Below are 22,214 nucleotides of genomic sequence, written 5' to 3' on the forward strand. Positions count from 1 at the left end.
ACGGTCCGTCAAGGGCCCCACACTCACCTTAACAACGATAACCAGGGAGGAAGGCCGACACGTCCAGGCGTGCGTGGAGGCCGTCCGAAGGAGCCTAGATGCATCCGAAGAACCACGCGCAGACTCACCCCGAGCGGGCGGCCTACATCATGGCCGGCTCCGGCGAGATGGTGACCTACAAGGAGCTCGACGAGCGGTCCAATCAGGGCGCTCAGCTCTTCCGGTCCCTGGGGCTGAAGACCGGCGACGTCATCGCCATTCTGATGGAAAACCACCCGCGCTTCTTTGAGATCGCCTGGGCCGCACAGCGCGCGGGCCTCTACTACGCCTGCATCTCGTCCAAGCTGACCGCCGGCGAGATCGACTACATCATGAAGGACTGCGAGGCGAAGGCGCTGATCACCTCGGCCGGGATCGGGCCGGTCGTGGACGAACTGCCGCCACTGCTGCCGTGCGTGAAGCTATTCATGGTCGGCCAGGCCCACGCGCCCTACGAGAGCTATGAGGCCGCCCGCCACGCCCAGCCCAAGACCCCGATCGCCGACGAGAGCGCCGGCACGGACATGCTCTACTCCTCGGGCACCACCGGCCGCCCTAAGGGCATCAAGCCGCCGCTGACCGGCGCGCCGATCGACGCCCCCAACCCGCTGGCGATGATGGCCCAGGGACTGTTCGGCTTCCGTCCCGACAGCGTCTACATCTCACCGGCCCCGCTCTATCACGCCGCTCCGCTGCGCTGGTGCATGAGCGTCCAGCGCCTCGGCGCGACCGTGGTCGTCATGGAGAAGTTCGATCCGGAGCAGGCGCTGGCCCTGATCGAGAAGTACAAGATCGACGTCGGCCAGTTCGTCCCGACACACTTTATCCGGATGCTCAAGCTGCCGCCGGAGGTCCGCGCAAAGTACGACGTCTCCTCCATCCGCTCGGCCGTCCACGCCGCCGCGCCCTGCCCGATCCCGGTCAAGGAACAGATGATCGAATGGTGGGGGCCGGTGATCCAGGAGTACTACGCCGGCAGCGAAGGCAACGGCTTCTGCTACATCGGCCCACAGGACTGGCTGACCCACAAGGGCTCGGTGGGCAAGGCGACCACCGGCGAGCTTCACATCGTCGGCGAGGACGGCGAAGAGGTCCCGCCCCGCACCGAGGGCGTGGTCTATTTCGGCGGCGGCGCGCCGCTGACCTATCACAATGCGCCCGAGAAGATCGCCGAGAACACCCACAAGAACGGCTGGACCACCTTGGGCGACGTGGGCTGGGTCGATGAAGAGGGCTACCTCTACCTCACCGACCGCAAGAGCTTCATGATCATCTCTGGCGGCGTGAACATCTATCCGCAGGAGATCGAGAATCTGCTCGTCACCCATCCGAAGGTCGCCGACGCGGCCGTCGTCGGCGCGCCGGACGAGGAGATGGGCGAAAAGGTCGTCGCGGTCATCCAGCCCATGGAATGGGGCGCAGCCGGGGAGGATCTAAAGGCGGAACTCGCCGCTTTCTGTCGCGCCAACCTCAGCCACGTGAAGTCGCCCCGGGCCATCGACTTCATGGAGGAACTGCCGCGCCACCCCACGGGCAAGCTCTACAAGCGCCTCATCCGCGACGCCTATTGGGGCAAGGAAGGCTCGCGAATCGTCTAGGGCGACAGATGCTCCCCCGAAAGGGGAGCATCTGTTTCCGGCCTAGTAAGCCCGGCCGATAAGGATTTCCTCGACGCCCGGCGCGCCGCTGAAGATGCAGGCGCCGAAGCTCGAAGGCTGGTCGGCCGGCGCGTTGCGCAGGGTCAGCTTGTAGGCCTTCAGCTTCTGCTCGATCTCGTCCAGGGCCGCGCCGGTGGGACGCGACCAGGGCGCACGCACCCAGCCCTTGAAGGCCGCGGTCTCTTCCTCGTCGTCGGAGACCGCGCCGAAATACTCGGCCACCTGATCGAAGCTGGTGAGGTCTGTGCGGATGTTCGCTACCAGACGCGCCTTGGCCTCGTCGTAGAGCGCCTGCTGGATTTCCGCCAGCAGGGCCGGCGCATGGGCGACGAACTCGTCGCGCCCCAGCGCCTGGCTGCGGACCTTGTCACCGTCGCGAAGCTGGTCGCGGCGCATGAAGCTCACCTGGCCGTTCCCCGCATCGCGCGGGCCCAGTTCGATGATGATCGGCGCGCCGCGGCGCACCCAGTTCCAGCGCTTGTCCGCCGACTTCTGGTCGCGGCTGTCCAGCAGGGCGCGGATCGGTTCGCCGAGGGCGACCTGGCCGTGCAGGTCCTTCACCAGGGCCTGCGCATAGGCCAGCACCTGGGCGTCCTCTTCCTTCCCGCGCAACATCGGAACGACCACGATCTGGCGCGGAGCGATAGCCGGCGGCAGGCGCAGGCCATCGTCGTCGCCGTGGGTCATGATCACGCCGCCGATCATGCGGGTGGAGGTGCCCCAGCTCGAGGTGTGGCAGAACTCCATCTCGCCGCTGTCGCTCTGGAAGCGAATGTTCTGGGCCCGCGCGAAGCTGACGCCGAGATAATGCGAGGTGCCGGCCTGCAGGGCCTTGCCGTCCTGCATCATGGCCTCGATCGAGAAGGTGTTGTCCGCGCCCGGGAACCGTTCGTTCTCCGGCTTCTCGCCGGCTATGACGGGCATGGCCAGGACGTTCTCGGAGAACTCCCGGTACATCTCCAGCGCCTGCAGGGTCGAGGCGAGCGCATCTTCACGGGTCGAGTGCGCCGTATGGCCTTCCTGCCAGAGGAACTCGGAGGTCCGTAGGAAAAGGCGCGTGCGCATCTCCCAGCGGACCACGTTGGCCCACTGGTTGATCTTCAGCGGCAGGTCCCGATAGCTCTTGATCCAGCGCGAGAAGGCGTCGCCGATGATCGTCTCCGAGGTCGGGCGGACGATCAGCGGCTCTTCCAGCTTGGCGTCGGGATCCGGCTGCAGCTTGCCGTCGATGCTCTTCAGCCGATGGTGGGTGACCACCGCCATTTCCTTGGCGAAGCCGTCCACGTGCTCGGCCTCCTTGGCGAAGAAGCCAAGCGGGATGAACAGCGGGAAGTAGCAGTTCTCGACGCCCATCTCCTTGATGCGGCGGTCCATGGTCTGCTGGATCCGTTCCCAGACCCCGTAGCCCCACGGCTTGATGATCATGGAGCCGCGAACCGGGCTGACCTCGGCCATGTCCGCCTCGCGGACGATCGCCTGGTACCAGTCGGGGAAAGTCGACTTGTTGCCGGTCATCCGGCTGACGCTGAGAGCTCGTTGCATAAGGCGCTCCTTTAATGTCCCTGGCGGCGGCGTAAAGGCGTTGCGAGCGCCCAGACTGATGCTAGACCTCGAACATCTGTTTCAATCGATTTGGGAGCAAGCAATGAACCCGGTGGAGTTCAAGGACCTGCCCGGCCTCGTGGGCCAGGAAGTGGGCGTGTCGGATTGGGTCGAAATCACCCAGGACCGCGTCAATAAGTTCGCCGAAGCCACCGGCGACCATCAGTGGATCCATGTCGACGTGGAGCGCGCCACGAGGGAAATGGGCGGCCCGATCGCCCACGGTTATCTGACCCTCTCGCTGATCCCGTTCCTGGGCGCCGGCATGCTGCCGATCAAGGGCGTGACCCGCGGCATCAACTACGGCTCCGACAAGGTGCGCTTCATCAACATGGTCCGCGTCGGCAAGCGCGTGCGCATGCGCCAGAAGTTGATCGGCGCCGAGCCCAAGGCCGGCGGCATGCAGATCAAGAACGAGTGCACCATCGAGATCGAGGGCGAGGCCAAGCCGGCCTGCATCGCCGAGACCATTTCGGTCGTCTACGGCGCCTGACGCCGTGCGCGGGTCGATCCATCATCTGGATCTGACCGTCAGGGACCCCCAGGCCTCGCGCGACTTCTACGCGAAGGTCCTGGGCTTCCTGGGTTACGAACTGTCGGCCGAGGGCGAGCGGGGTTTCGATTTCGATCTCCGCACACCGGCCGGCTTCTGCTCCATCGGCGTCATGCGGGCGCGAGCGGGCGCCCCGGACCATGACCGCTATGGCCCCGGCCTGCATCATGTCGCCTGGACCGCCGATAGCCGCGAAGACGTCGACGCCCTCTACGCCCTGCTGCTGGACATCGACGCCGAGATACTCGACCCGCCCGCCGACTATCCTCGCTACGCCACGCCCTACTATGCGGTGTTCTTCGCCGATCCCGACGGCCTGAAGCTGGAGTTCGTCTATTCGCCGCGGCCGGCCGGCGCGAACGGTTCCTGATCGCACATGCCAGGCGTCTGCAGCCGGACAGGCTTCCTTTTCGCCTAGAGCGTCCGATACATCACCAGGGCGTCCACGAACCCTCTGGCGGGGTGCTGGAATGCGCCCGGCAACCGGCCGACGATCTCGAACCCCATCCCCCGCCAAAGGCGCACCGCGCGCTCGTTGGTGCTGACCACGAGATTGAACTGCATCGCCCGGAACCCGGCCTTGCGCGCACGGTCCAGCGAGTGCCCGCACATGGCTCGGGCGACTCCGCGCCCGATCGCCGAGGCCGCCGCCATGTAGCCGCAGTTGCAGACATGGCGCCCGCCGCCCTGTTGATTGGCGCGGATGTAGTAGGTCCCGAGTATCTCGCGGCCGGCCTCGGCCACGAAGGTCTCGCGGTCGTCGGCCAGCCAATAGTCCAGCGCCTGCTGCTCGGTCATTTCGCGAGGCAGCGCGTAGGTCTCGCCGGCACGGATCGTCGGGCCGATGATGCTCCAGATCGCCGCGGCGTCGGCCGGCGCGGCTTTGCGGATGTTCAAGGGGCTGGAAACAGTGGTCATGACCAAGGCTACCGAACACCCCCGCTCAAGCCCATAGGGTTGGGCGCTAGAGCTGCATCCCCAGGGCGTCCGGCGCCGTCGTATCGCCGCCGTTGAGGCTCTTGCGCATCCAGACGATGTCGACCCAGCGGCCCAGCTTGTAGCCGAATCCCTTGCCGACGCCGGCAGGCTCGAAGCCGAGCGCGGTGTGCAGGCCGATCGAGCCGGCGTTCGCGGAATCGCCGATCACCGCGACGACCTGGCGAATCCCGAAGGCCTCGCAGGACCGAATGACCTCGGACAGCACGGCCTTGCCGACGCCCCGGCCGATAGCATCGGGCGCCACATAGACGCTGTCCTCGACGGTGTAGCGATAGGCCGCGCGCGGCCGGAACGGCCCCGCATAGGCGAACCCCAGCACCCGCCCCGCGTCCTCGGCCACCAGATGGGGCAAGCCCCGGTCGACCACCGCCTGCCGGCGCGCCGCCATTTCCTCAGCGCCAGGCGGGACCTCCTCGAAGGTCCCGAAGCCGTTCAGCACGTGATGGCCGTAGATGGCCGCCAAAGCAGCGGAGTCCTCCGCTCGCGACGCCCTGATGATCACCCTTCCCAGCCCCGTTCCTGCGCCCATATGGCGAAGGCATAGTCCAGGGCGATCTCCTTGAGGAAGTCGAAACGTCCCGAAGCGCCGCCGTGGCCGGCCTCCATATTGATCTTGAGCAGGATCGGGGAGTCGCTGGTCGAGTACTGCCGCAGCTTGGCGACCCACTTCTGCGGCTCCCAGTAGGTCACCCGCGGGTCCGAGAGGCCGCCCGTCGCGAGCACGGGGGGATAAGCCTTGGCCGACACCTGGTCATAAGGGCTGTAGCTGGCGATCCGGTCGTAGGCCGCCTCGTCCTCCAGCGGATTGCCCCACTCTGGCCACTCGGGCGGAGTGAGCGGCAGGCTCGTATCGCTCATGGTGTTCAGCACGTCCACGAAGGGCACCGCGGCAATGATCCCCGACCACAGGTCCGGCCGCAGGTTCGCCACCGCGCCCATCAGCATGCCGCCGGCCGAACCGCCATAGGCGACCATCCGCCCGGCCTTGCCATAGCCATTGGCCGACAAGTGCTCGGCGCAGGCGATGAAGTCAGTGAAGGTGTTGGTCTTGTTCTCGCGGCGGCCGTCGAGGAACCAGCCCCAGCCCTTGTCCGAGCCGCCCCGGATATGGGCCACGGCCCAGATCCAGCCTCGATCGACCAGGCTCAGATTGCGGATGGAGAAGGTCGGCTCCATGGCGTGCCCGTATGAGCCGTAGCCGTAGAGCAGCAGCGGCGCCGAACCGTCCAGCGGCGTGTCCTTGAGCATCAGGACCGTGATCGGAACCTCCGCGCCGTCCGCGGCCTTGGCGTAGAGCCGGCGGGCGACATAGCGGTCCGCGTCGTGGCCCGACGGGATTTCCTGGGTCTTGCGCAGGGTCCGCTCGCGGCTCTCCATGTCGTAGTCGAACCACTGCCTCGGCGTTGTGGGCGACTGGTAGACGAACCGGGTGGTCGTCGTCTCGTATTCGTAGCCGCCCTCCAGCGAGAGCGCGTAGGCCTCTTCCTCAAAGGCGATTTCGTGACTCTGGCCGGCGCGGGTCATGACCACGATCCGGTCGCAGGCGTTCACGCGCTCCAGCCGCACCAGGTGATCTGCGAAGGCGGCGAAGCCGGTGATGTAGCGGCCCGGCTCGTGGGCGACGAAATCCTGCCAGGACACCTTGGCCGGCGCCGCCGCCGTCGATTGGGCGAGCTTGAAATCGACCGCGCCGTCGTCGTTGGTGCGGATCACCCAGCGGTCGGTCCAATGGTCGAGGTCGTACTTCACCCCCACGCGGCGCGCCTCGGCCACCACCGGCGCGGCGGTGGGATCGGACGCGGGGATCAGCAGGACCTCGGTCGTTTCCTGGTTTCCGACATGGATCAGGACGTGGCTGCGGTCCGAGGCGACACCCACCCCGAGGAACATGCCTTCGTCCTTCTCCTCGTAGACGAGGACGTCTTCGCCGCCCCGGGCCGGCCGGCGATAGACCTTCGACGGACGGGCGTTCTCGTCCCGCCAGATCCAGAAGATCCATTGGCTGTCGGGCGAGAAGACGAACGAGCCGTAGGCGCTCTCGATCACGTGGTCGAGGATGGTCCCGTCGCTCAGGTCCTTGACCCGGATCGCGTAGTATTCCGAACCCTGTTCGTCGGCCGCCCACGCATAGAGCCCATGATCGGGACTGTGACTGGCTGCGCCGACTTGGAAGAAGGCCTTGCCCTTGGCCATGGCCTCCTCGTCCAGCAGCACCTGCTCGTCGTCCTCGCGACCGCGCGGCCGGCGCGCGTGCACCGGATGCTCGGCGCCTATCTCATACCGGGCGTAATAGTCCCATGGGCCGTCGGAGGCCGGCACCGAGGCGTCGTCCTCCTTGATGCGGCCCTTCATCTCCGCGAACAACTCGGCCTGCAGCGCCTCGGTCCCGGCGAGCATGGCCTTGGTGTAGGCGTTCTCGACCTCCAGGTGTTCGCGGACGTCCGCACGCAGGGCCGCCGGGTCGCGAAGCACCTCGCGCCAGTTGTCGTCCTTCATCCAGGCGTAGTCGTCTGTTCGGGTGCGTCCGAGTTGCTCGATGACCTTCGGATCGCGGCGGGCGGCGGGCGGCTTGGGAGCTGACATGCCTGCTAGATGCGACGGCTTGGGGCCGGGCTCAAGTGGCTGCAGACGCTGCGACGACCATGTCCTGGCCTGGTCGCGCGGCGATTGGGCGCATCCTGTATAGGCCCCGTCTTGGATTGCGTCGGCAAAGAACTTGCCTCAACAATAAAGAGGTCGGGAGCGTACGTATTCTTGAGTAGGGGCGTCTATGGCCTGGGACTTGGCGGTTGAGTTGATCCACGCGACTGTTCAGCTTGAGCAGCCGTTGGGCGACGGCACCCGCACGGTCGGCACCGGCTTCCTGATCTCCGAGACCGCGCCCGACGGGACGCCCCGGACCGTGTTGGTCACGGCGGGCCACGTGCTGTCCAAGATGCCGGGCCAGGAGGCTCGCATCGGCTACCGCTTCGCCAATCCGGACGGTTCATGGAGCTATTCGCCGCAAAGCCTGCGGATACGAGACGCTGACGGGCGCCAGCTCTGGACGCAGCATCCCTCCCGCGACGTGGCGGCGATTTCGATCACCGCCCCCGACCCCTTCGCGCGGGCGGCTATCCCGATCAGTTGGCTGGCCGAGGACGAGACCTTGCAGGCCAGCCAGGTCAGTCCCGGCGACGAGATGATGGCTCTGGGATTCCCGCGCGGTCTTTCAGCGAACCAGGCGGGCTTTCCGATCCTGCGCTCGGGCCGCGTCGCCTCGTTCCCCATCGCCCCGGCCGCGGCCTTCCCGACCTTCCTGCTTGATTTCAGCGTGTTCCCCGGCAATTCGGGCGGGCCGGTCTTCGTCTCCCAGGCGCGGCGTCGCATCGGCTCGGCCGATTCCCAGGACGTCCAGTTCATCGCCGGCCTGCTGACCCAGCAAGTCGAGTTGAACAGCGAGCGCCTCGAGATCGGCATCGTCACCCACGCCAAGTACATCCGCGAGACCATCGCTCTGATGGAAGACCCGCGCGCGCCGGTGACCGTGGCTCATAACGACGGCTTCACGAGTGGCGCTCGAGCCGCCTCGGCTATGGAAGCTGTCTCCCGCGACTAGGCGGGGCCATGCCTCCTCGGCACGCCCGCGCGCCCGGGGCGATGATCTGAAATATCAGGGCCGCTCGGTCGCGCCGCTGAACCTGGCGCCTCAGCACGCCACAACTGGCTGATTTTCAATCGCTTAGGCACGACGCTCACGCGCCTCGACCACTCTTTCGCGCATAGAAAAAGGGCGGTGGCCGAAGCCACCGCCCCATCTCTCTCGGGTGTCGGAAGGACTTAGAAGTCCATCCGGGCGCCGACGAACAGGTAACGACCCAGAGCGTCGTAGGTGCTCGGGTAGGTGTTGCCGCTGCACGGACCAGACGGGCAGTTGCTTTGCGTCACCAGCGGCGGATCCTTGTCGAAGATGTTGTTGACGCCGAAGCGCAGGGTGACGTTCTCGCGAACGCCCCAGGTGCCGGCGAGGTCGAAGTAATCCATCGCCTTCAGCTTGGAGTCCGGGCCGACATAGTCAGGGTTGTCGACGGCGATCTCCGAGATGTGGCGCCAGGTGCCCGAGATCTCGAGATCCCACGGCGAACGCCAGGTCAGGCGAGCCTTGTGACGCCATTCCGGCATCGGGGCCGCGGCCGGGACCGCAGAACCGGTGCAGACGTTGCCGTATTGGCCGGCGCAGTCGAAGGGCGTGTCACCCGGCAGAGTGGTGACCAGGTAGTCCTTCAGGTAGCTGCCTTGGAAGTTGAAGGACAGACCGCCGTAGTTTTCCAGGGCGCTGAAGGCGCTGTAGTCGGCGAAGTCCATGCGGTAGGTCGCTTCGACGTCGACGCCTTCGACTTCCAGCTTACCGGTGTTGAAGGTGGTGTCGATGATGTAGCCGTTGTTCGACAGCCACAGCGAACCGGTGCCCGGAGCACGCTGGATCAGGTCGCAGAAGAAGGGGTCGCCGGTGAGGGCGCAACGCTCCAGCGTCACGTCCTGGCCGATCTGACCGATCCGCTTTTCGACCTGGATGTTGTACCAGTCGACCGACAGCGAGAAGCCCGGCAGGAAGGTCGGGGTGATGACCGTACCCACCGACACGGTGTCCGACTTTTCCGGATCGAGGTCCGGGTTACCGCCGGTCAGGCCGTTGTACTGCTCGGCGACGTTGGCCGCGACGTGGGTGTATTGCGCCGCGGTGACGCCGGTGCGAGCGCACTGCTCCTGGGTGAAGGTCGGCGTAGCGCCGGCGCACGGATCGGTCGTGCCGTTCAGGACCACGTTGCTGGTCGAGAACAGTTCGACGATGTTCGGCGCGCGAACCGCACGGTTGAAGCTGGCGCGGAAGCGGATGTCTTCCACCGGCGCCCAGTCACCCGCGACCTTGTAGGTGCTGGTGCTGAAGCCCAGGGAGTAATCCGACCAGCGATAGCCGAGTTCGGCCGACAGGCTGTGGAAGAACGGCATGTCGGTGACCAGCGGGATGCGGGCTTCGCCGAACAGTTCGTACAGGTCGTAGGAGCCTTGCGACGGCAGGGTCGCGCCGCCCTGGCCGAGCAGGTCGCCGGTCTGGAAGGCGACGTCGGTGTTCAGGTCCAGCTTTTCACGACGATACTCGGTGCCGAGCGCGACGCCGATGCCTTCTTCGGTCCAGGGCGTCTTGACGCCGTACTGGCCGAGGTCGCCGGTGACGGTGCCGCTGACCACGGTCTGGGCGTATTCACCGTTCTGGAAGCCCGGGGTCTGGACATAGGCCAGGGATTCGGCGCTCGGGCCGCCCAGGGCGAACACGTTGTACGGACGGCAGTTCGGGTCGGCGTTCGAGCCGGCCAGCAGCGGCACGGCCGAACGGCAGGCCGGTTGACCGGTCTGCGGATCGACGACCACGTCGTTGGCCTTCAGGACGCGCGAGAGCGCGAACTCGTTGAGATAGACCTGCTGGTAGGTGACGACGCCGTATAACTGGCCGTAGACGTCATGCCAGCCGTCGCCGAGGTCGCCACGCAGGCCGACGACGCCGCGGTATGCGGTGTGACGCAGGTCCGCCTGACGGCCGCCGCCTTCTACGTTACGACGCAGAATGGCGACCGAGGCCTGTTGGCCGTTGTTCGGATCCAGGTCGGCGTCGCTGTTCGGGCCGAGGGTCTCCGGACGGTTCGGGTCGTCCGGCAGTTGGTCGATGCCCGCGTTGCAGAGCGCGTCGGCCATCGAGGCCGAGAGGTACGGGTTGTCGTTGCAGTTGATGTTGATGTTCTGGCCGAAGATGCCGGACGGGGCGATCTGGGCGACCGTGTGGTCGTCCATGAACATCAGTTGGGTGTAGACCTCGGCGCGCTCGTTCAGCTCGTAGTGCGCGAAGGCGCCGAGCACGTAGCGTTCGTCGGGGCGCTGATAGTAGTTGCTCGGCGCGAAGTTATAGGCGTCGCGCGCCGAAGAGTAGGCACGGAAGGCGCCCGGAGCGGTCGGATCGAGCGTCAGCGCGGATTCCGAACCGCCGCCCGGGATGAACTGGGCCGGAGCGGTCGTGCCGGAGCCGCCGCAGGAGAAGCCGTGCGGGCCGGTGGGGTTGTTGCCGAGGGCGCAGGCGCTGTAGTCGCGCTGGTCCTGGGTGACGGCTTGAACGTTGCGGTAGCCGACATAGGCGGTCACGTTACCACGGCCGTCAGCCGTGTTAGCGCCAATGACCAGGTTCAGGTCGGTGGTGCCGCCGTCCCAGACGTCCTCTTCCGGGATCGGGAACTGGGTCGGATCCAGCGCGCCGGCTTGGCGAGCGCGGATCACGTCCTGGACGCGGCTGTCGTTCTTGTGCTGGAAGCCGCTGTACTGAAGGTCGAGGCGGACGCCTTCGAAGTCCTTCTGCATGATGAAGTTGACGACGCCGGCCACGGCGTCGGCGCCGTAAACGGCCGAGGCGCCGCCGGTCACCAGTTCGACGCGCTCGATGAGGGCCGACGGGATGAAGTTCAGGTCAGGGGCGGTGTTGCCCGCGCCGGCGGCCGGCGTGCCGGCTTGCAGACGACGGCCATCGACCAGCACCAGGGTACGGTTCGGGCCGAGGCCGCGAAGGTCGACGGTGGCGGTGCCGGTGGCGCCGTTGGCGTAGCTGCTGCCCTGGGCCGCGAACACCTGCGGGAGCTGGTTGACCAGGTCCTCGGTGCGGGTCACGCCGCGGGTCTGAACGTCTTCAGCGCCGACGACAGTCACGGGGCTGGCGCTGGTCAGGTTCGGCTGCGGAATGCGCGAGCCGGTGACCACCACTTCCGAAACCGTACCCTCTTGGGCGACGGCTTGGGTTGCGCTGAGCCCCAGGATAGCGGCTCCGCAGATCATGGAAGACGCCAGCAGACGCTCCCGCATCGATTTGAATGTCACGATGGACCCTCCAGCGGCTCGCCCACGCGGCCGCTCCCCACAAGAAAAGATCCCGGACGCGAGACGCCTCCGGTTACATGCGAGTTACGGGCCGATCACATCGGAGGTCAACGTTCATCCGTTCGCTGCAATGCAAAGGATAGCAATCTGTAGCATTCTGGTCACAATCCATCCCCGACATCGCCGTTATCGGCAAGGCTTGTGCGAATCCGCCGCCCTCTGAGCGAATTATTACCTCATTGAGGAGGATTTCGGCAGCCGAGAGACAAAACTATCCCGCCGCGCCGCCACATTGGGGCCTCACTACGGGGCGGCGTCACATAGTGTCTCGCGAGGAGATTGCGTCGCCCCGAACACCCCGCTTCAATGGGATTCGACGCGCACAGCGGGGGCTCTCCACATGACAAGCTTCAAGGTTCTGACCGGACTGACTTTTCTGGTCGCCATCGGGGCGCAGGCCGCCCTCCCCGCCTGGGCGGCGGAGCCGAGGGCGGAGGGCCGGGCCGCGGTGATCGAGAAGCTGACCGCCTGTCGCAAGATCACCACCGACGCCGAGCGCCTGGCTTGTTACGACGGCGCCGCTTCCGAGCTTGAGCAGGCGGAGGCGAAGGGCGACGTCGTGGTCATCGATCGCGAGCAGGCGCGCCAGGTGCGCCGCCAGGCCTTCGGCTTCAGCCTGCCGTCGATCTCGCTGTTCGAGCGCGGCGAGGAGAAGGAGGAACTCGACAGCATCGAGAGCACCATCAGCTCGGCCAGGCAGGACGCCACCGGCAAGTGGTCGCTGAAGCTGGAAAACGGCTCCACCTGGACCCAGGTCGACGTCAACGGCCCATCCCGCACGCCCAAGACCGGCCTGGCGGTCCGAATCCGCAAGGCCTCGATGGGCAGCTTCCTTCTCAGCATTGAGGGCGGCCGCGCCTTCCGCGCCCGCCGCACGGATTAGGCATAGAAGTCGTTGCGGGCGGCCATGAGCGCGGAGATCAGTTCGCGCTCGCCCGGTTCGAGATACGGATTCCAGACGTCGAAGATCAGGATCACCCGCATCTCGTCGGCGTCGTTCCAGGCCTCGTGGTCGATGGTGTCGTCGAACACCCAGGCCTCGCCCATCTTCCACCGGCGCGTGTCGTTTCCGACCCTGAATCGGGCCGGCCCCGGCAGAATCAGCGGCAAGTGCGCCAGCAACCTGACATTCGTGGAGCCGGTGTGCGCCGGAATGTGTGTGTGCGGCTCCAGGGCGGAGAACATGGCGACCGGCGCGAACCCGTCCTGACGCGCCATCGGCAGATTCTCCAGGATCGCCGCGGTTCGCGGGCAGCTTTCACAGACCGGGTCCTGGCGCTTCCCGTCCTTCCACAGGAACATCGAACTCCAGCGGCGGGAGTGGTTCAGTTCCTCCCACTGGTTGACCGGCGCGCCGGGCGGCAGGGAGATGTAGGGCGCGAAGTCTTCCATACGGCCGTTGAGGAAGGCCATGAGCTCCTCACGGATGGTCTCCGTCCCCGCCTCGAGTTCGGGCAGCCACGGAAAGAGCTCGCGCGGATAGAAGGGAACCGCCGGGAGCCGCGGGTAGTGCAGCAGCAGAGGCTGCTGGTTATAGACCTTCCGCCGCCCCGAATAGACGCCGACGGCCTCGTCGATTCGTCCCCTGGCGAGTTCTCCGCCCGCCCGGTCGAGCGGGCCGAGACGGCCGCGAAGAAACGTCTCCAGCTCCTCGTCCACCCGCGCCACCACTTCCCGCGCCCGGGCGAGCGGCGTCGCCAGGTGCGGCGGAAGCTTCTCGCCCTCCGGCGCCATGTCCAAAGCGTTGCGGTAGATTCGCGAGGCCGCCCGTTCCCCTGCGAGACGTTCGACGACAGCCCCCTTCGAGAGCATGGCGAGGAAATTGTAGGGCTGAAGGGCCAAGGCCTCGTCCAAGGCCGATAGCGCCGCCGGCAGCGCTCCGCTCAAGCGATGGGCCAGAGCGCGTTGCATCTTAAGCTCGGGATCCATGGGCGCCTGCGCCTCCGCCTGTCGCAGAAACTCCAGGGCTCTCACGGAGTCGCCGCGCTGGGCCGCCGCCATGGCCTGCGCCGACAGTTCCTGAACGGTCATGCGACCCTCCGCCACCGACGCGAGAATCGCGCGGTCCGATGAAGATGATCCTTTGATGACGCCCAAGGAAATGGCTTGGGAACCAGGACTAGAATGCGGCACAACAGATAAACTTCTGATAGATTGATCCCTATCAAGTGCTGCTTCGCCTAAAACATAGGCGTTTACTGCGCTTGGAGGGTGGTGTCGCAGCGCCCAAGAAAGCGGTTGCTCCGCCGGCGTTTTCGGCGAGCACACTGCAAATGGTGACGCTAATCTTGACGCTAGGTCACCTCCCTATGCAGGCCCCTGTCGAATAGCCGAAGGATCCCGCGGCGCCCTAGACATACGGCTGCCCGCTGACGCAGCGTAAAGCCGAGGTCGCAGGGGCGGCGATAGTTCTGAGAACGGGAAATCGGGTCTGCCCCTGGCCCATCGCGTACGCGAAAAGGGGCGCGCCACCTTCTTTCGAACGAGCGGCATTCACCGGCCGCGCCAACCAAGTCAGGCGACGGCTAAGAAGCGCGCGGTCAGCCGACCGACGCGACCGCCTTGAACCAGCAATCTCAGGAGAAGGAAGTGGCTGGGGAACTAGGACTCGAACCTAGAATGACGGTACCAAAAACCGCAGTGTTACCATTACACCATTCCCCAGCAGGAACAGCTTCGCAGGTGAGTGTCCTGCGCGGCGAGGGCGTGGAAATAGCTCAACACTTCTCGGGATGCAACGCCCGAAAACAGCTCTTTTTTGGGTGCTTGCGACGTCGAGCGTAACCCCCTATAAGGCGCCCTCCTCAAGTCGGAGTGTGGCTCAGTCTGGTAGAGCACCGCGTTCGGGACGCGGGGGTCGCAGGTTCAAATCCTGCCACTCCGACCAACAAGTCTTCTAGGGCACGGCGCCTCCCGAGCGCCCCCGAAATTCTCCCGATACTTCCGCCACTTGGTGCCTGTTGGCGCCAAGGTTCTGGCTCTCCGAGAGCCGGATTTCGGGTCGATAGGCCCGAATTCGAGGCCTTCTCTCTGGGCTCATTTCAGAAGTGTAGGTTTCGGTCGGCGTCGCGAATTTCGCGCGCCGATGGGGCGTTATCGGAAGCGCATCAGGCGGGTGTGCAACATTCGCATCCTCAATCTGCGACCATTCATTCCCCCGCTAATACGGGGTTATTTCCCGCCCCTAGAATACCCCCGAGAAGTCCGCCGGTTAGGCGGGCTAAGGCCGATGCGCGTGGCTCTCTGAGAGCCCCTCTCCGCGCGATGCGGGGCCTATTGCCCCGCCTCTCTCTCGGCCAATTCCAAAAGTGTACCTTTCACGACGCGGCCGGCGAATTCACTGCTAACAGCGAATTCAACAGCGATATTCGGAAATTCGCCCGATCGAATCCGCGTCGCGTGTCGCGAGAAGCGCTTGCTCCTTAATGACTTCGCCCCGCGCTGGGCGCGAGGGCGAGGCTGAGAACAGCGATCTTCAGGCGCAGCTATGAGCGCAACAGCGAACTCCTCAGCTCGCTGCAAGCTCCCGAAACCGTTCGCGCTGCCGGCCCCAATCCAGCGGCAGCGGCTCGGCCGTGAGTGCGCTCAGGGTCAGATTGCGGGGCTGGCTACCCTCGAGGATCTCATCGATCAGGTCCGGGGCCAGATAGGCTAGTGGCAGAAGGCGCGTAGCGTAGTGGTTGCACAGTCCTTCACGCCTGGCGAGGGACTTGATGGATTCCACCTGGCCGCTCTCTAGTTCGACCGCCCAGACGCGAGCGAGCGCGATGGCCCTGACCAGCGCCCGGTCGATTCTATTGGCGGGCACCGCCACTGCGCCCGGAACCTGTAGCACGATCGCTCCACGACGCCGCATGAAGAAGGCGATGCGCAGGGTGGCGCAGCCCTCATCGTCGATCAGGACTCCCGACGCGCTGGTCGCCGCAGGGGACAAGGCGTCGGCAATGAGACGCACCGCGATCTGGTCTTCGCTAAGGGTCGCGCTCCTCAATGCCGCGACAATGCGGTCGAGCAAGTCCTCGGCCGGCCTCCAGGCAGGCGCCAACATCGGACCGATGCGCTCGGCGAGGAACTGCTCCAAGACGCCCGCCGGGATCCGATGCAGGCTCCCAGGCCGTCCTTGGCCGGTGAGGACCGGGCGACTTACATAGTAGCGATAGCGCCGGGCGGCGCGCTTCGTATGGACCAGGACCATGAGGTTGTCGCGGTCGTCGAAGATCAATCCCTCAAGCTTGGACGCTTCGCTGCGCTTCTCGGTTTTCGGTTGGCTGGCGTTGCTGGCCGCCAATTTGGCCTGCACGTCATCCCAGAGTTCAGCGTCGATAATGGCCGGATGGGTGTCTTCATACCGCTTGTCGTGGTGGCGAGTAATCCCCCGGTACGCGGGATTCGTCAGCAGGTAGTGGAGCGCGCCACGCCCCATCATGCCGCCGCCGACCATCTGGCCGGACTTGTTGACCCAGCGTTTCGCTTCGACGCCCTCGCGCACCAGGTCCAGCAGCGTGCCTAGCTCCAAGTACCGCTGGAAGATGCGCCGCACTCGCACGGCTTCGACCTGGTTCACCGCCAGCCGCCCGTCCACGATGTCGTAGCCCAATGGTGGCTGACCACCCATGCGCAAGCCCTTGGCCTTGGACGCGGCGACCTTGTCGCGGATGCGCTCGCCGGTCACCTCCCGCTCGAACTGGGCGAAGGAGAGCAGCACATTGAGCGTTAGACGGCCCATGCTGGAGGTCGTGTTGAAGGCCTGGGTGACCGAAACGAAGGAGACACCCTTGGCGTCGAACAACTCGACGATCTTGGCGAAGTCAGCCAGCGAGCGGGTCAGACGGTCGACCTTATAGACCACTACGACGTCGACCAGGCCGCGCTGGATGTCGGCCATGAGCTGCTGCAGACCAGGCCGATCCATAGAGCCGCCCGAGTAGCCGCCGTCGTCGTAAGCCGTTTTGATGGCGTTCCAGCCCTCACCGGCCTGGGATAGCACATAGGCTTCGCAGGCCTCCCGCTGGGCATGGAGGCTGTTGAAGTTCTGCTCCAGCCCCTCCTCCGAGGACTTACGGGTGTAGATGGCGCAGCGCAGGCGCACGACGCTCATCGCCGCCGCTCCTTCAGGCCGAAGAACACCCTGCCGTTCCACTTCGTGCCTGTGATGTGCTGGGCGACCTCGCTCAAGGAGCCGAACCGCTGCCCCACGTAGCTGAATCCCTCCTCCAGCACCCAGACCTCGTGACGCACGCCGCGCCATTCCTTGATCAGGGTCGTCCCAGGTTTCAGGTTCGGGCCAGGCGTGGGCGTGTAGCCACGGTCTTCGCGGAACCTTCGCGCCAGTTCGGCCATTCGGCGCTTTGATGAGCCGGGCAAATCGCCGTGGGCCCGGATCTGCAGTCGATGAGCCAGAGCGAGCGCCATCAGTTCGCGTGTGCGCAGCTTCGGCAATTCGCCGCCGAGCCGTTCGGTCCAGGCAGCACGCAACTCGGCAAGCGACAGCGCATCCAGCCCGGCCAGGAGGTCGCCGGCGCTCACGCGCCGGCTCCCTTTGCGATGCGGTAGACCCGCCCGCCGTCGGCCTTCTCCGACGTGACGTCGAAGCCAAGCTTTTTCTTGATCGAGCCCGCGATGGCGCCGCGCACCGAATGCGCCTGCCAACCGGTCGCTGCCTGCATGGTCTCGAGCGTCGCGCCCTCTGGGCGCAGCAGCAGCGCCACCAGGGTGCCGAGCTTGCCCTTTGGGCCTGCGATGCCACCGGCTGCGCGCGCGGTCTCGGCGGACTGGGTCTTGGTCTTTGGCTTGGTCATACTCGTCTCCATTCATCGGGACCGCCCATCGCGGTCTCCGTACTGAGACGAGCCCGGCTCCCCGGGCGCGTACGCACTACCGCTTCCTTGCGGGTCAAAGTCCACCGGTGTTCGAGACCAGGCGGCCACGCGGCCACGCGGCGCACCTACGACAGGACCTTGGCTTCACTGGTGCGAGCTTGGCTCAATGACCGATAGAGGGATCCCGGGGGACCGTGTAAGCCTACAGACCAAGCTGAAGGAGAAAAGCGAGTGATCATCACGCGGATCCAAGTCGAGGAAGGCTTCCTCAACGGGCTTGATCTGCGCCTTTCAACGGGTCTGAACGTCCTCATCGGCGCACGCGGAACCGGGAAGACGTCGATCGTTGAACTTATCCGCTTTGGTCTAGGGGCTCAGGCCAATACGGCCGATTCCGCACGAAAGGCCACCGATCACGCGCGATCAATACTCGGATCCGGCCAAGTCACCTTGACGTTGGAGGGCGATGGAACGACAGCGACGGTTGTGCGTGCCGCCGACGACAACGACCCTCGGTCGGACGCCGGGTTTTCCCGACCGGTTGTTTTCGCTCAGAGCGAGATCGAACAGGTCGGGCTGCTCCCCCAGGGCCGTCTCAGCATTATCGATGGCTTCGTTTCCGACCGCTCAGCGTTCCTGACCCGGGAAACCAAGCTGAGCGTGGATGCGCGCTCAGCGACCGCCGAGCTTGCCGCCGCGCAACGGGAGCTAGCCGACCTTCAGGAGAGATTGGCGGAGCTGCCTGCCGTCGATACGGCGTTGCAGGAGCTTGCGGCTCAGGAAGCTACCTTCTCCGCGACCTCGGCGGCCGCAGCGGAAAAGAAGTCCAGCCTGGACCTCCTGACACAGCAGCTCTCCGTCGAGGCCGTTCGCGACGGCTTCCTGGAGCGCGCCATCGAGGCGGCCGAATATTGGACCACTCCACTCGCCGAGCTGCTGATTCTGTCGCCGGCGGTTGAGGCGTGGTCCGCGCAGGATGCGGACCCCATCGCCGACCTGCGCGCCCGGTTCGCCAACGCGGAAGCGCAGATCAGCCGCGCGACAGACGAGTTTGAAGCCATCCGAGCCGAACTCAAGGCGCGTCGGGACCAGGTGACTGAGCGGCGCGTTCCAATTGAAGCACAGGCCCGCACCATCCGGCGCGAGATCGATGCGTTGCAGGAGGGCGCTGGTCAGGTCGCACGGCGGGCGGCCCAACTGCGCGAGCGAAAGGCCCAACTCGAGGCCTTGCGGAATGTGACGCAGGAGCGCCGCACCCGTATGGTGGCGCTGCAGGAACGTCGCGGCGCGATCCTCAATCAGTTGGAGAGCCTTCGGCAGCAGCGGTTTGCACAGCGACAGGCCGTCGCCAGCAAGCTGAACCGGCAGCTCGCGCCCAGAATCAAAATCGTGATGACGCGGGCCGGAGACGTATCCGCCTACCACCAGGTCCTCGTTGAAGCGCTGCGAGGCAGCGGATTGAGATATTCGGAGCTGGCGACCCAGATTTCCCGCTCGATGAGCCCGCGTGAACTCCTGGAAGCCGTCGAACTCAACAACTTCGAGGAGGTGGCATCGACCTGCGGCGTGACCAAGGATCGAGCGGCCCGCCTGGTCGCCCATCTTCGGGAAAGCAGCCTTGAAGAGCTGGCAACCTGCAATCTCGAAGACGAAGCGGAGTTTTCGCTCTTGGACGGTGGGGACTACAAAGACCTTTCCGAGATTTCGACCGGCCAGCGCTGCACGATCGTCCTGCCGATTCTCCTTGAGCACAAGCAGCGGATCCTCGTGCTCGACCAGCCGGAGGACCACATCGACAACGCCTTTATCACGGACACCATCATCAAGGCCCTCGAAGCCCGCTCCGATGAGGGGCAGATCATCGTCTCAACCCATAACGCCAACATACCCGTGCTCGGCGATGCGGATCTGGTCGTGCAGATGGCCTCCGACGGCCGTCTAGGCTTTGTGAAACATGCCGGCGAGCTCGAAGCGGCGCCGACAATCGAGGCGATCACCGGCCTGATGGAGGGTGGACGCGAAGCGTTCCGACGCCGCGCGACCGTCTACGCGCGATATTAGAGCCATGGAGCGGGAAATCGCCCTTCAGGCTCTGGGGATGGAAGGCTGGCATGATCGCCTGAAGGCCGCTCGCGCGCTTACATCGCTGGCCCAGCCTGAGGACCTTCAGGCGCTGCTGGCCGCCCACGCCAGCGAAACCGTCTCATACGTGAGGAAGGCGTTGGACTCCGGCATACGTCGGGTCCGACGGGACATCGAAGAGGCGCGCGCCATCGACGCAGAGAGCATTCCGCCAAGCGTGATGCGCCAGGTGCACGCGAAAGCCGTCGAGGAAGTAACCCGCACGCTGCTGCATGAAATCGAGGCGATCGCCGGTGCCATCGCGCTCGCAGCATCACGGGAGATGCCGCACTACGCGCAAAGCGCCACGAAAGCCCAGGTCGACCGGCTCGAAAAGCAGCTCGAGAGCATAACCAGGCTGAAAGCAGCCGCGGCCGCACCGAAGATGGTCCAGTTCTCCCTGGGATCATGGGTGAAGGAGCTGGTCGCGGAGGAAGCCGGCGACACCGGATTATCAATCTCACTCGTGGGCCCGGAGAACCTCGTCGTGGAGGGCGACCCCAAGCTGCTGCGCCTGGCTGTCTGCAATGGCTTGAAAAATGCTATCGAGGCCGTTCAGGAGCGGCCGCTCGAACTGGACAATGGCGTGTCACGCATCGTCGTCAGTTGGGAAGCCACTGACGTAGAGTGCTGGGTCGCGATCAAGGACGATGGGCCTGGCTTGACCGCCACTGCGACGGACGCCCTGCCGATCGGCCGAACCACAAAGATTGGCCATGGAGGCATGGGGTTGATGACCGCCAAGCAGGCGATGGATTCGCACGGCGGATCCGTTTCGCTGTCGCCTGGTGCCCAGGGAGGCGCGCTGTTTGAAGTGCGCTGGTTCGGGCCATGAGGATCCTGATCGTCGAGGACGATGAAAGCTTCTTGGAGCAGTTGGAGCCCTCGCTCCAACCGGTGGCGGGGCTGACCTGGACAATTGCCCGTTCCCGCGACGCGGCGCTGGAGGCGCTGAGGGCCGGATTTTTTGACGCGATCGTTCTCGACCTCAATCTGCCGACGGTCGACCGGGCCATGGACATCGCCATCGCGCATGGCGAGGCGGTGTTTGGCGCTGCGCAGGCGTTCTCACCTGGAACGCCCGTCCTCTTCCTAACCGGATCGTCGGCGGAGCCCATCTATGAAGCCATCCTGGCTTCGAAGGAGAAGGTCGATCTCTTCGGGGATGGCACGACGGTCGACACCATCCAGCTGTTTCGCAAAGCGAAGGTGTTGGACTTCATTGCGGCCATCACCAGCCTGGCAGAAAGGCTCGACGCCACAGATCGCATCGAGCTCATCCGCCAAGGCGTCGATCTGAATCTATCGCCCGAGGACCGTCGCGTGCTCAGGGTAATGGGCCGCGCGTTCAGCGGATCGGGCGTCCGGCTGGCGCCGGCGGACGGCGGACTGTCAGCGTCGCGTGTGCTCCGCATGACCATCGTCGACGCGCAGGGCCACGAGAAGCTGCGCGGGATTGCCAAGCTGAGCATCGCTCCCACTGTCGAGGACGAGCTTCGCCGCTCAAACAATCTCCACCCGCTCAAGCAGGGAGATTTCGCGCCGCTAATAATGGCGGTGAAGGACGGCGCGAGGGGAACGGCGGCGACGCTCTATCGCTTGGCCGAGGGCTTCGATCGCAACGTGTTCCAGTTGATGGGCGAGTCGCCAACGCGCGCGGCGGCCGTCGTCCCGCGGATTCAGGCTGCCACCGCACCTTGGTTCGGAGCCGCCCAAGTCCAACGGACGACTGTCGGGCAGGTCCGGGCCAGATACCTATCGGACGAGAAGGCCGCCGAACTCGCGTCGACCTACGGCCTCGGCGACTTGGAGGCGCTCGAGCGCCGGCCGTTGTCGGTGCGGGTCTCCTGCGCCCATGGTGATCTCCACGGTGCCAATATCCTAGTTGGAGCGGACGACAGGCCCTCGTTGATCGATTTCGGGGACGTCGGTGAAGCCTGCTCCGTCGTCGACCCGCTGACGCTCGAACTCTGCCTTTTCAGCCATCCTCTCGGCGGAGCGTGCCGTGGAGGGTGGTTGCCGGACTTCTCGGTGCCGTGGGAAAATACGGCGGCTTACGCCGCGTCCAGCCCGATCGGCGACTTCATCGTCGCGGCGCGAACCTGGACTCATGCGACCGCTTTTGGCGACCAGGACGTCTTCGCCAATGCGTATGGCTACTGCCTGAAGCAGCTAAAATATCCCGACACCGATAAGGCGTTCTTCGTCAGAGCGGTTGGCGAGATGCGACGTTGTCTCGAACGGGGCTGATATAAATTCCACCCAGAACCGGACGTTCCCAAGGTCAGCTTTAGCCCACGTTCGGCACTGCCAGCACAGAATTGGCCTCAGCCTTCACAGTGTCGCGAATCTCGCCAAGATGGCGATTGTCCAACAACGACACCCTGGACAGCTCTAGCGGCATTTCACCGACCCTTGCGGTCACCGAGCAGCGGCGAAGCTGGCCCCACGACGAACTGGCTCCCCTTT

Annotated in this window: 17 protein-coding genes and 2 tRNA genes; 9 read left to right on the plus strand and 10 right to left on the minus strand. The window is 65.3% G+C overall.

The genetic code is table 11. From position 1 onward, the window contains the following. Positions 1 to 98: 98 nt before the first annotated feature. Positions 99 to 1,637 carry an acyl-CoA synthetase gene (locus ABID41_RS02815; RefSeq protein ID WP_331928335.1) on the plus strand — a complete coding sequence of 513 codons (1,539 nt, stop codon included), beginning with the start codon at positions 99 to 101 and terminating at the stop codon, positions 1,635 to 1,637. Positions 1,638 to 1,679: 42 nt separating this feature from the next. On the opposite strand, the gene proS is transcribed toward ABID41_RS02815, so the two are convergent. Beyond that, complete coding sequence (proS, locus tag ABID41_RS02820) at positions 1,680 to 3,239, minus strand: proline--tRNA ligase (protein ID WP_331928337.1); 1,560 nt, start codon at positions 3,237 to 3,239, stop codon at positions 1,680 to 1,682. A gap of 103 nt (positions 3,240 to 3,342) precedes the next feature. Between proS and ABID41_RS02825 the strand changes: the two genes are divergently transcribed. Then, the gene (locus tag ABID41_RS02825) at positions 3,343 to 3,792 is read left to right on the plus strand and encodes a MaoC family dehydratase (RefSeq protein ID WP_331928339.1); all 450 of its coding nucleotides are present in this window, start codon (positions 3,343 to 3,345) and stop codon (positions 3,790 to 3,792) included. 4 nt (positions 3,793 to 3,796) lie between these two features. Further along, positions 3,797 to 4,222 carry a VOC family protein gene (locus ABID41_RS02830; protein WP_331928341.1) on the plus strand — a complete coding sequence of 142 codons (426 nt, stop codon included), beginning with the start codon at positions 3,797 to 3,799 and terminating at the stop codon, positions 4,220 to 4,222. Positions 4,223 to 4,266: 44 nt separating this feature from the next. On the opposite strand, the gene ABID41_RS02835 is transcribed toward ABID41_RS02830, so the two are convergent. From ABID41_RS02835 to ABID41_RS02845, 3 genes are read right to left on the minus strand one after another with little or no spacing between them, the layout of a single operon-like run. Then, positions 4,267 to 4,770 (minus strand): GNAT family N-acetyltransferase, encoded by a 504-nt coding sequence (locus tag ABID41_RS02835; RefSeq protein WP_331928343.1) that lies wholly within the window; start codon positions 4,768 to 4,770, stop codon positions 4,267 to 4,269. Between the two features lie 46 nt (positions 4,771 to 4,816). Next, a complete protein-coding gene (locus ABID41_RS02840; protein ID WP_331928345.1) occupies positions 4,817 to 5,380 on the minus strand; it encodes a GNAT family N-acetyltransferase in 564 nt (187 codons plus the stop codon). Continuing rightward, positions 5,350 to 7,434 carry a S9 family peptidase gene (locus ABID41_RS02845; RefSeq protein WP_331928346.1) on the minus strand — a complete coding sequence of 695 codons (2,085 nt, stop codon included), beginning with the start codon at positions 7,432 to 7,434 and terminating at the stop codon, positions 5,350 to 5,352. The genes ABID41_RS02840 and ABID41_RS02845 overlap by 31 nt, the downstream gene beginning before the upstream one ends. 187 nt (positions 7,435 to 7,621) lie before the next feature. Here ABID41_RS02845 and ABID41_RS02850 point away from each other — a divergent pair, with 187 nt between their 5' ends. Continuing rightward, entirely contained in the window at positions 7,622 to 8,449 is an 828-nt protein-coding gene (locus ABID41_RS02850; RefSeq protein WP_331928348.1) for a trypsin-like serine peptidase, read from the plus strand. Between the two features lie 221 nt (positions 8,450 to 8,670). Here the strand turns inward: ABID41_RS02850 and ABID41_RS02855 are convergent, their stop codons facing one another. Further along, the gene (locus tag ABID41_RS02855; RefSeq protein ID WP_354297145.1) at positions 8,671 to 11,745 is read right to left on the minus strand and encodes a TonB-dependent receptor domain-containing protein; all 3,075 of its coding nucleotides are present in this window, start codon (positions 11,743 to 11,745) and stop codon (positions 8,671 to 8,673) included. 400 nt (positions 11,746 to 12,145) lie between these two features. Between ABID41_RS02855 and ABID41_RS02860 the strand changes: the two genes are divergently transcribed. Then, a complete protein-coding gene (locus tag ABID41_RS02860; protein WP_331928352.1) occupies positions 12,146 to 12,688 on the plus strand; it encodes a hypothetical protein in 543 nt (180 codons plus the stop codon). Here ABID41_RS02860 and ABID41_RS02865 read toward each other — a convergent pair. After that, positions 12,685 to 13,836 carry an aspartyl/asparaginyl beta-hydroxylase domain-containing protein gene (locus ABID41_RS02865; protein WP_331928354.1) on the minus strand — a complete coding sequence of 384 codons (1,152 nt, stop codon included), beginning with the start codon at positions 13,834 to 13,836 and terminating at the stop codon, positions 12,685 to 12,687. The genes ABID41_RS02860 and ABID41_RS02865 overlap by 4 nt on opposite strands. A 559-nt stretch (positions 13,837 to 14,395) precedes the next feature. Beyond that, a tRNA-Gln gene (locus tag ABID41_RS02870) sits at positions 14,396 to 14,469 on the minus strand. Positions 14,470 to 14,615: 146 nt separating this feature from the next. On the opposite strand from ABID41_RS02870, the gene ABID41_RS02875 reads away from it, so the two are divergent. Next, positions 14,616 to 14,692 (plus strand) — tRNA-Pro (locus ABID41_RS02875). Positions 14,693 to 15,313: 621 nt separating this feature from the next. Here ABID41_RS02875 and ABID41_RS02880 read toward each other — a convergent pair. The 3 genes from ABID41_RS02880 to ABID41_RS02890 are packed head-to-tail and all read right to left on the minus strand — an operon-like array spanning position 15,314 to position 17,603. Beyond that, entirely contained in the window at positions 15,314 to 16,903 is a 1,590-nt protein-coding gene (locus ABID41_RS02880) for a recombinase family protein (RefSeq protein WP_354297146.1), read from the minus strand. Further along, positions 16,900 to 17,331, minus strand: coding sequence for a DUF2924 domain-containing protein (locus tag ABID41_RS02885; RefSeq protein WP_354297147.1), 432 nt, complete (start codon positions 17,329 to 17,331; stop codon positions 16,900 to 16,902). Before ABID41_RS02885 ends, ABID41_RS02880 begins: the two co-directional genes overlap by 4 nt. Next, complete coding sequence (locus ABID41_RS02890; RefSeq protein ID WP_354297148.1) at positions 17,328 to 17,603, minus strand: DUF3489 domain-containing protein; 276 nt, start codon at positions 17,601 to 17,603, stop codon at positions 17,328 to 17,330. The genes ABID41_RS02885 and ABID41_RS02890 overlap by 4 nt, the downstream gene beginning before the upstream one ends. A 252-nt stretch (positions 17,604 to 17,855) precedes the next feature. On the opposite strand from ABID41_RS02890, the gene ABID41_RS02895 reads away from it, so the two are divergent. The 3 genes from ABID41_RS02895 to ABID41_RS02905 are packed head-to-tail and all read left to right on the plus strand — an operon-like array spanning position 17,856 to position 21,995. Continuing rightward, entirely contained in the window at positions 17,856 to 19,685 is a 1,830-nt protein-coding gene (locus ABID41_RS02895) for an AAA family ATPase (RefSeq protein WP_354297149.1), read from the plus strand. A 4-nt stretch (positions 19,686 to 19,689) separates the two neighbouring features. Continuing rightward, a complete protein-coding gene (locus tag ABID41_RS02900; protein WP_354297150.1) occupies positions 19,690 to 20,580 on the plus strand; it encodes a sensor histidine kinase in 891 nt (296 codons plus the stop codon). Then, positions 20,577 to 21,995, plus strand: coding sequence for a response regulator (locus tag ABID41_RS02905; RefSeq protein WP_354297151.1), 1,419 nt, complete (start codon positions 20,577 to 20,579; stop codon positions 21,993 to 21,995). Before ABID41_RS02900 ends, ABID41_RS02905 begins: the two co-directional genes overlap by 4 nt. Positions 21,996 to 22,214: the final 219 nt, after the last annotated feature.

The sequence above is a fragment of the Phenylobacterium koreense genome (assembly GCF_040545335.1).
GTDB classification, from domain to species: Bacteria; Pseudomonadota; Alphaproteobacteria; order Caulobacterales; family Caulobacteraceae; genus Phenylobacterium; species Phenylobacterium koreense.

Bases quoted from the DNA above. Each gene is read 5' to 3' on its own strand.
- ABID41_RS02815 (WP_331928335.1), top strand. From the start codon at position 99: ATGCATCCGAAGAACCACGCGCAGACTCACCCCGAGCGGGCGGCCTAC.
- proS (WP_331928337.1), bottom strand. From the start codon at position 3,239: ATGCAACGAGCTCTCAGCGTCAGCCGGATGACCGGCAACAAGTCGACT.
- ABID41_RS02825 (WP_331928339.1), top strand. From the start codon at position 3,343: ATGAACCCGGTGGAGTTCAAGGACCTGCCCGGCCTCGTGGGCCAGGAA.
- ABID41_RS02835 (WP_331928343.1), bottom strand. From the start codon at position 4,770: ATGACCACTGTTTCCAGCCCCTTGAACATCCGCAAAGCCGCGCCGGCC.
- ABID41_RS02840 (WP_331928345.1), bottom strand. From the start codon at position 5,380: ATGGGCGCAGGAACGGGGCTGGGAAGGGTGATCATCAGGGCGTCGCGA.
- ABID41_RS02845 (WP_331928346.1), bottom strand. From the start codon at position 7,434: ATGTCAGCTCCCAAGCCGCCCGCCGCCCGCCGCGATCCGAAGGTCATC.
- ABID41_RS02850 (WP_331928348.1), top strand. From the start codon at position 7,622: ATGGCCTGGGACTTGGCGGTTGAGTTGATCCACGCGACTGTTCAGCTT.
- ABID41_RS02860 (WP_331928352.1), top strand. From the start codon at position 12,146: ATGACAAGCTTCAAGGTTCTGACCGGACTGACTTTTCTGGTCGCCATC.
- ABID41_RS02865 (WP_331928354.1), bottom strand. From the start codon at position 13,836: ATGACCGTTCAGGAACTGTCGGCGCAGGCCATGGCGGCGGCCCAGCGC.
- ABID41_RS02880 (WP_354297146.1), bottom strand. From the start codon at position 16,903: ATGAGCGTCGTGCGCCTGCGCTGCGCCATCTACACCCGTAAGTCCTCG.
- ABID41_RS02890 (WP_354297148.1), bottom strand. From the start codon at position 17,603: ATGACCAAGCCAAAGACCAAGACCCAGTCCGCCGAGACCGCGCGCGCA.
- ABID41_RS02900 (WP_354297150.1), top strand. From the start codon at position 19,690: ATGGAGCGGGAAATCGCCCTTCAGGCTCTGGGGATGGAAGGCTGGCAT.
- ABID41_RS02905 (WP_354297151.1), top strand. From the start codon at position 20,577: ATGAGGATCCTGATCGTCGAGGACGATGAAAGCTTCTTGGAGCAGTTG.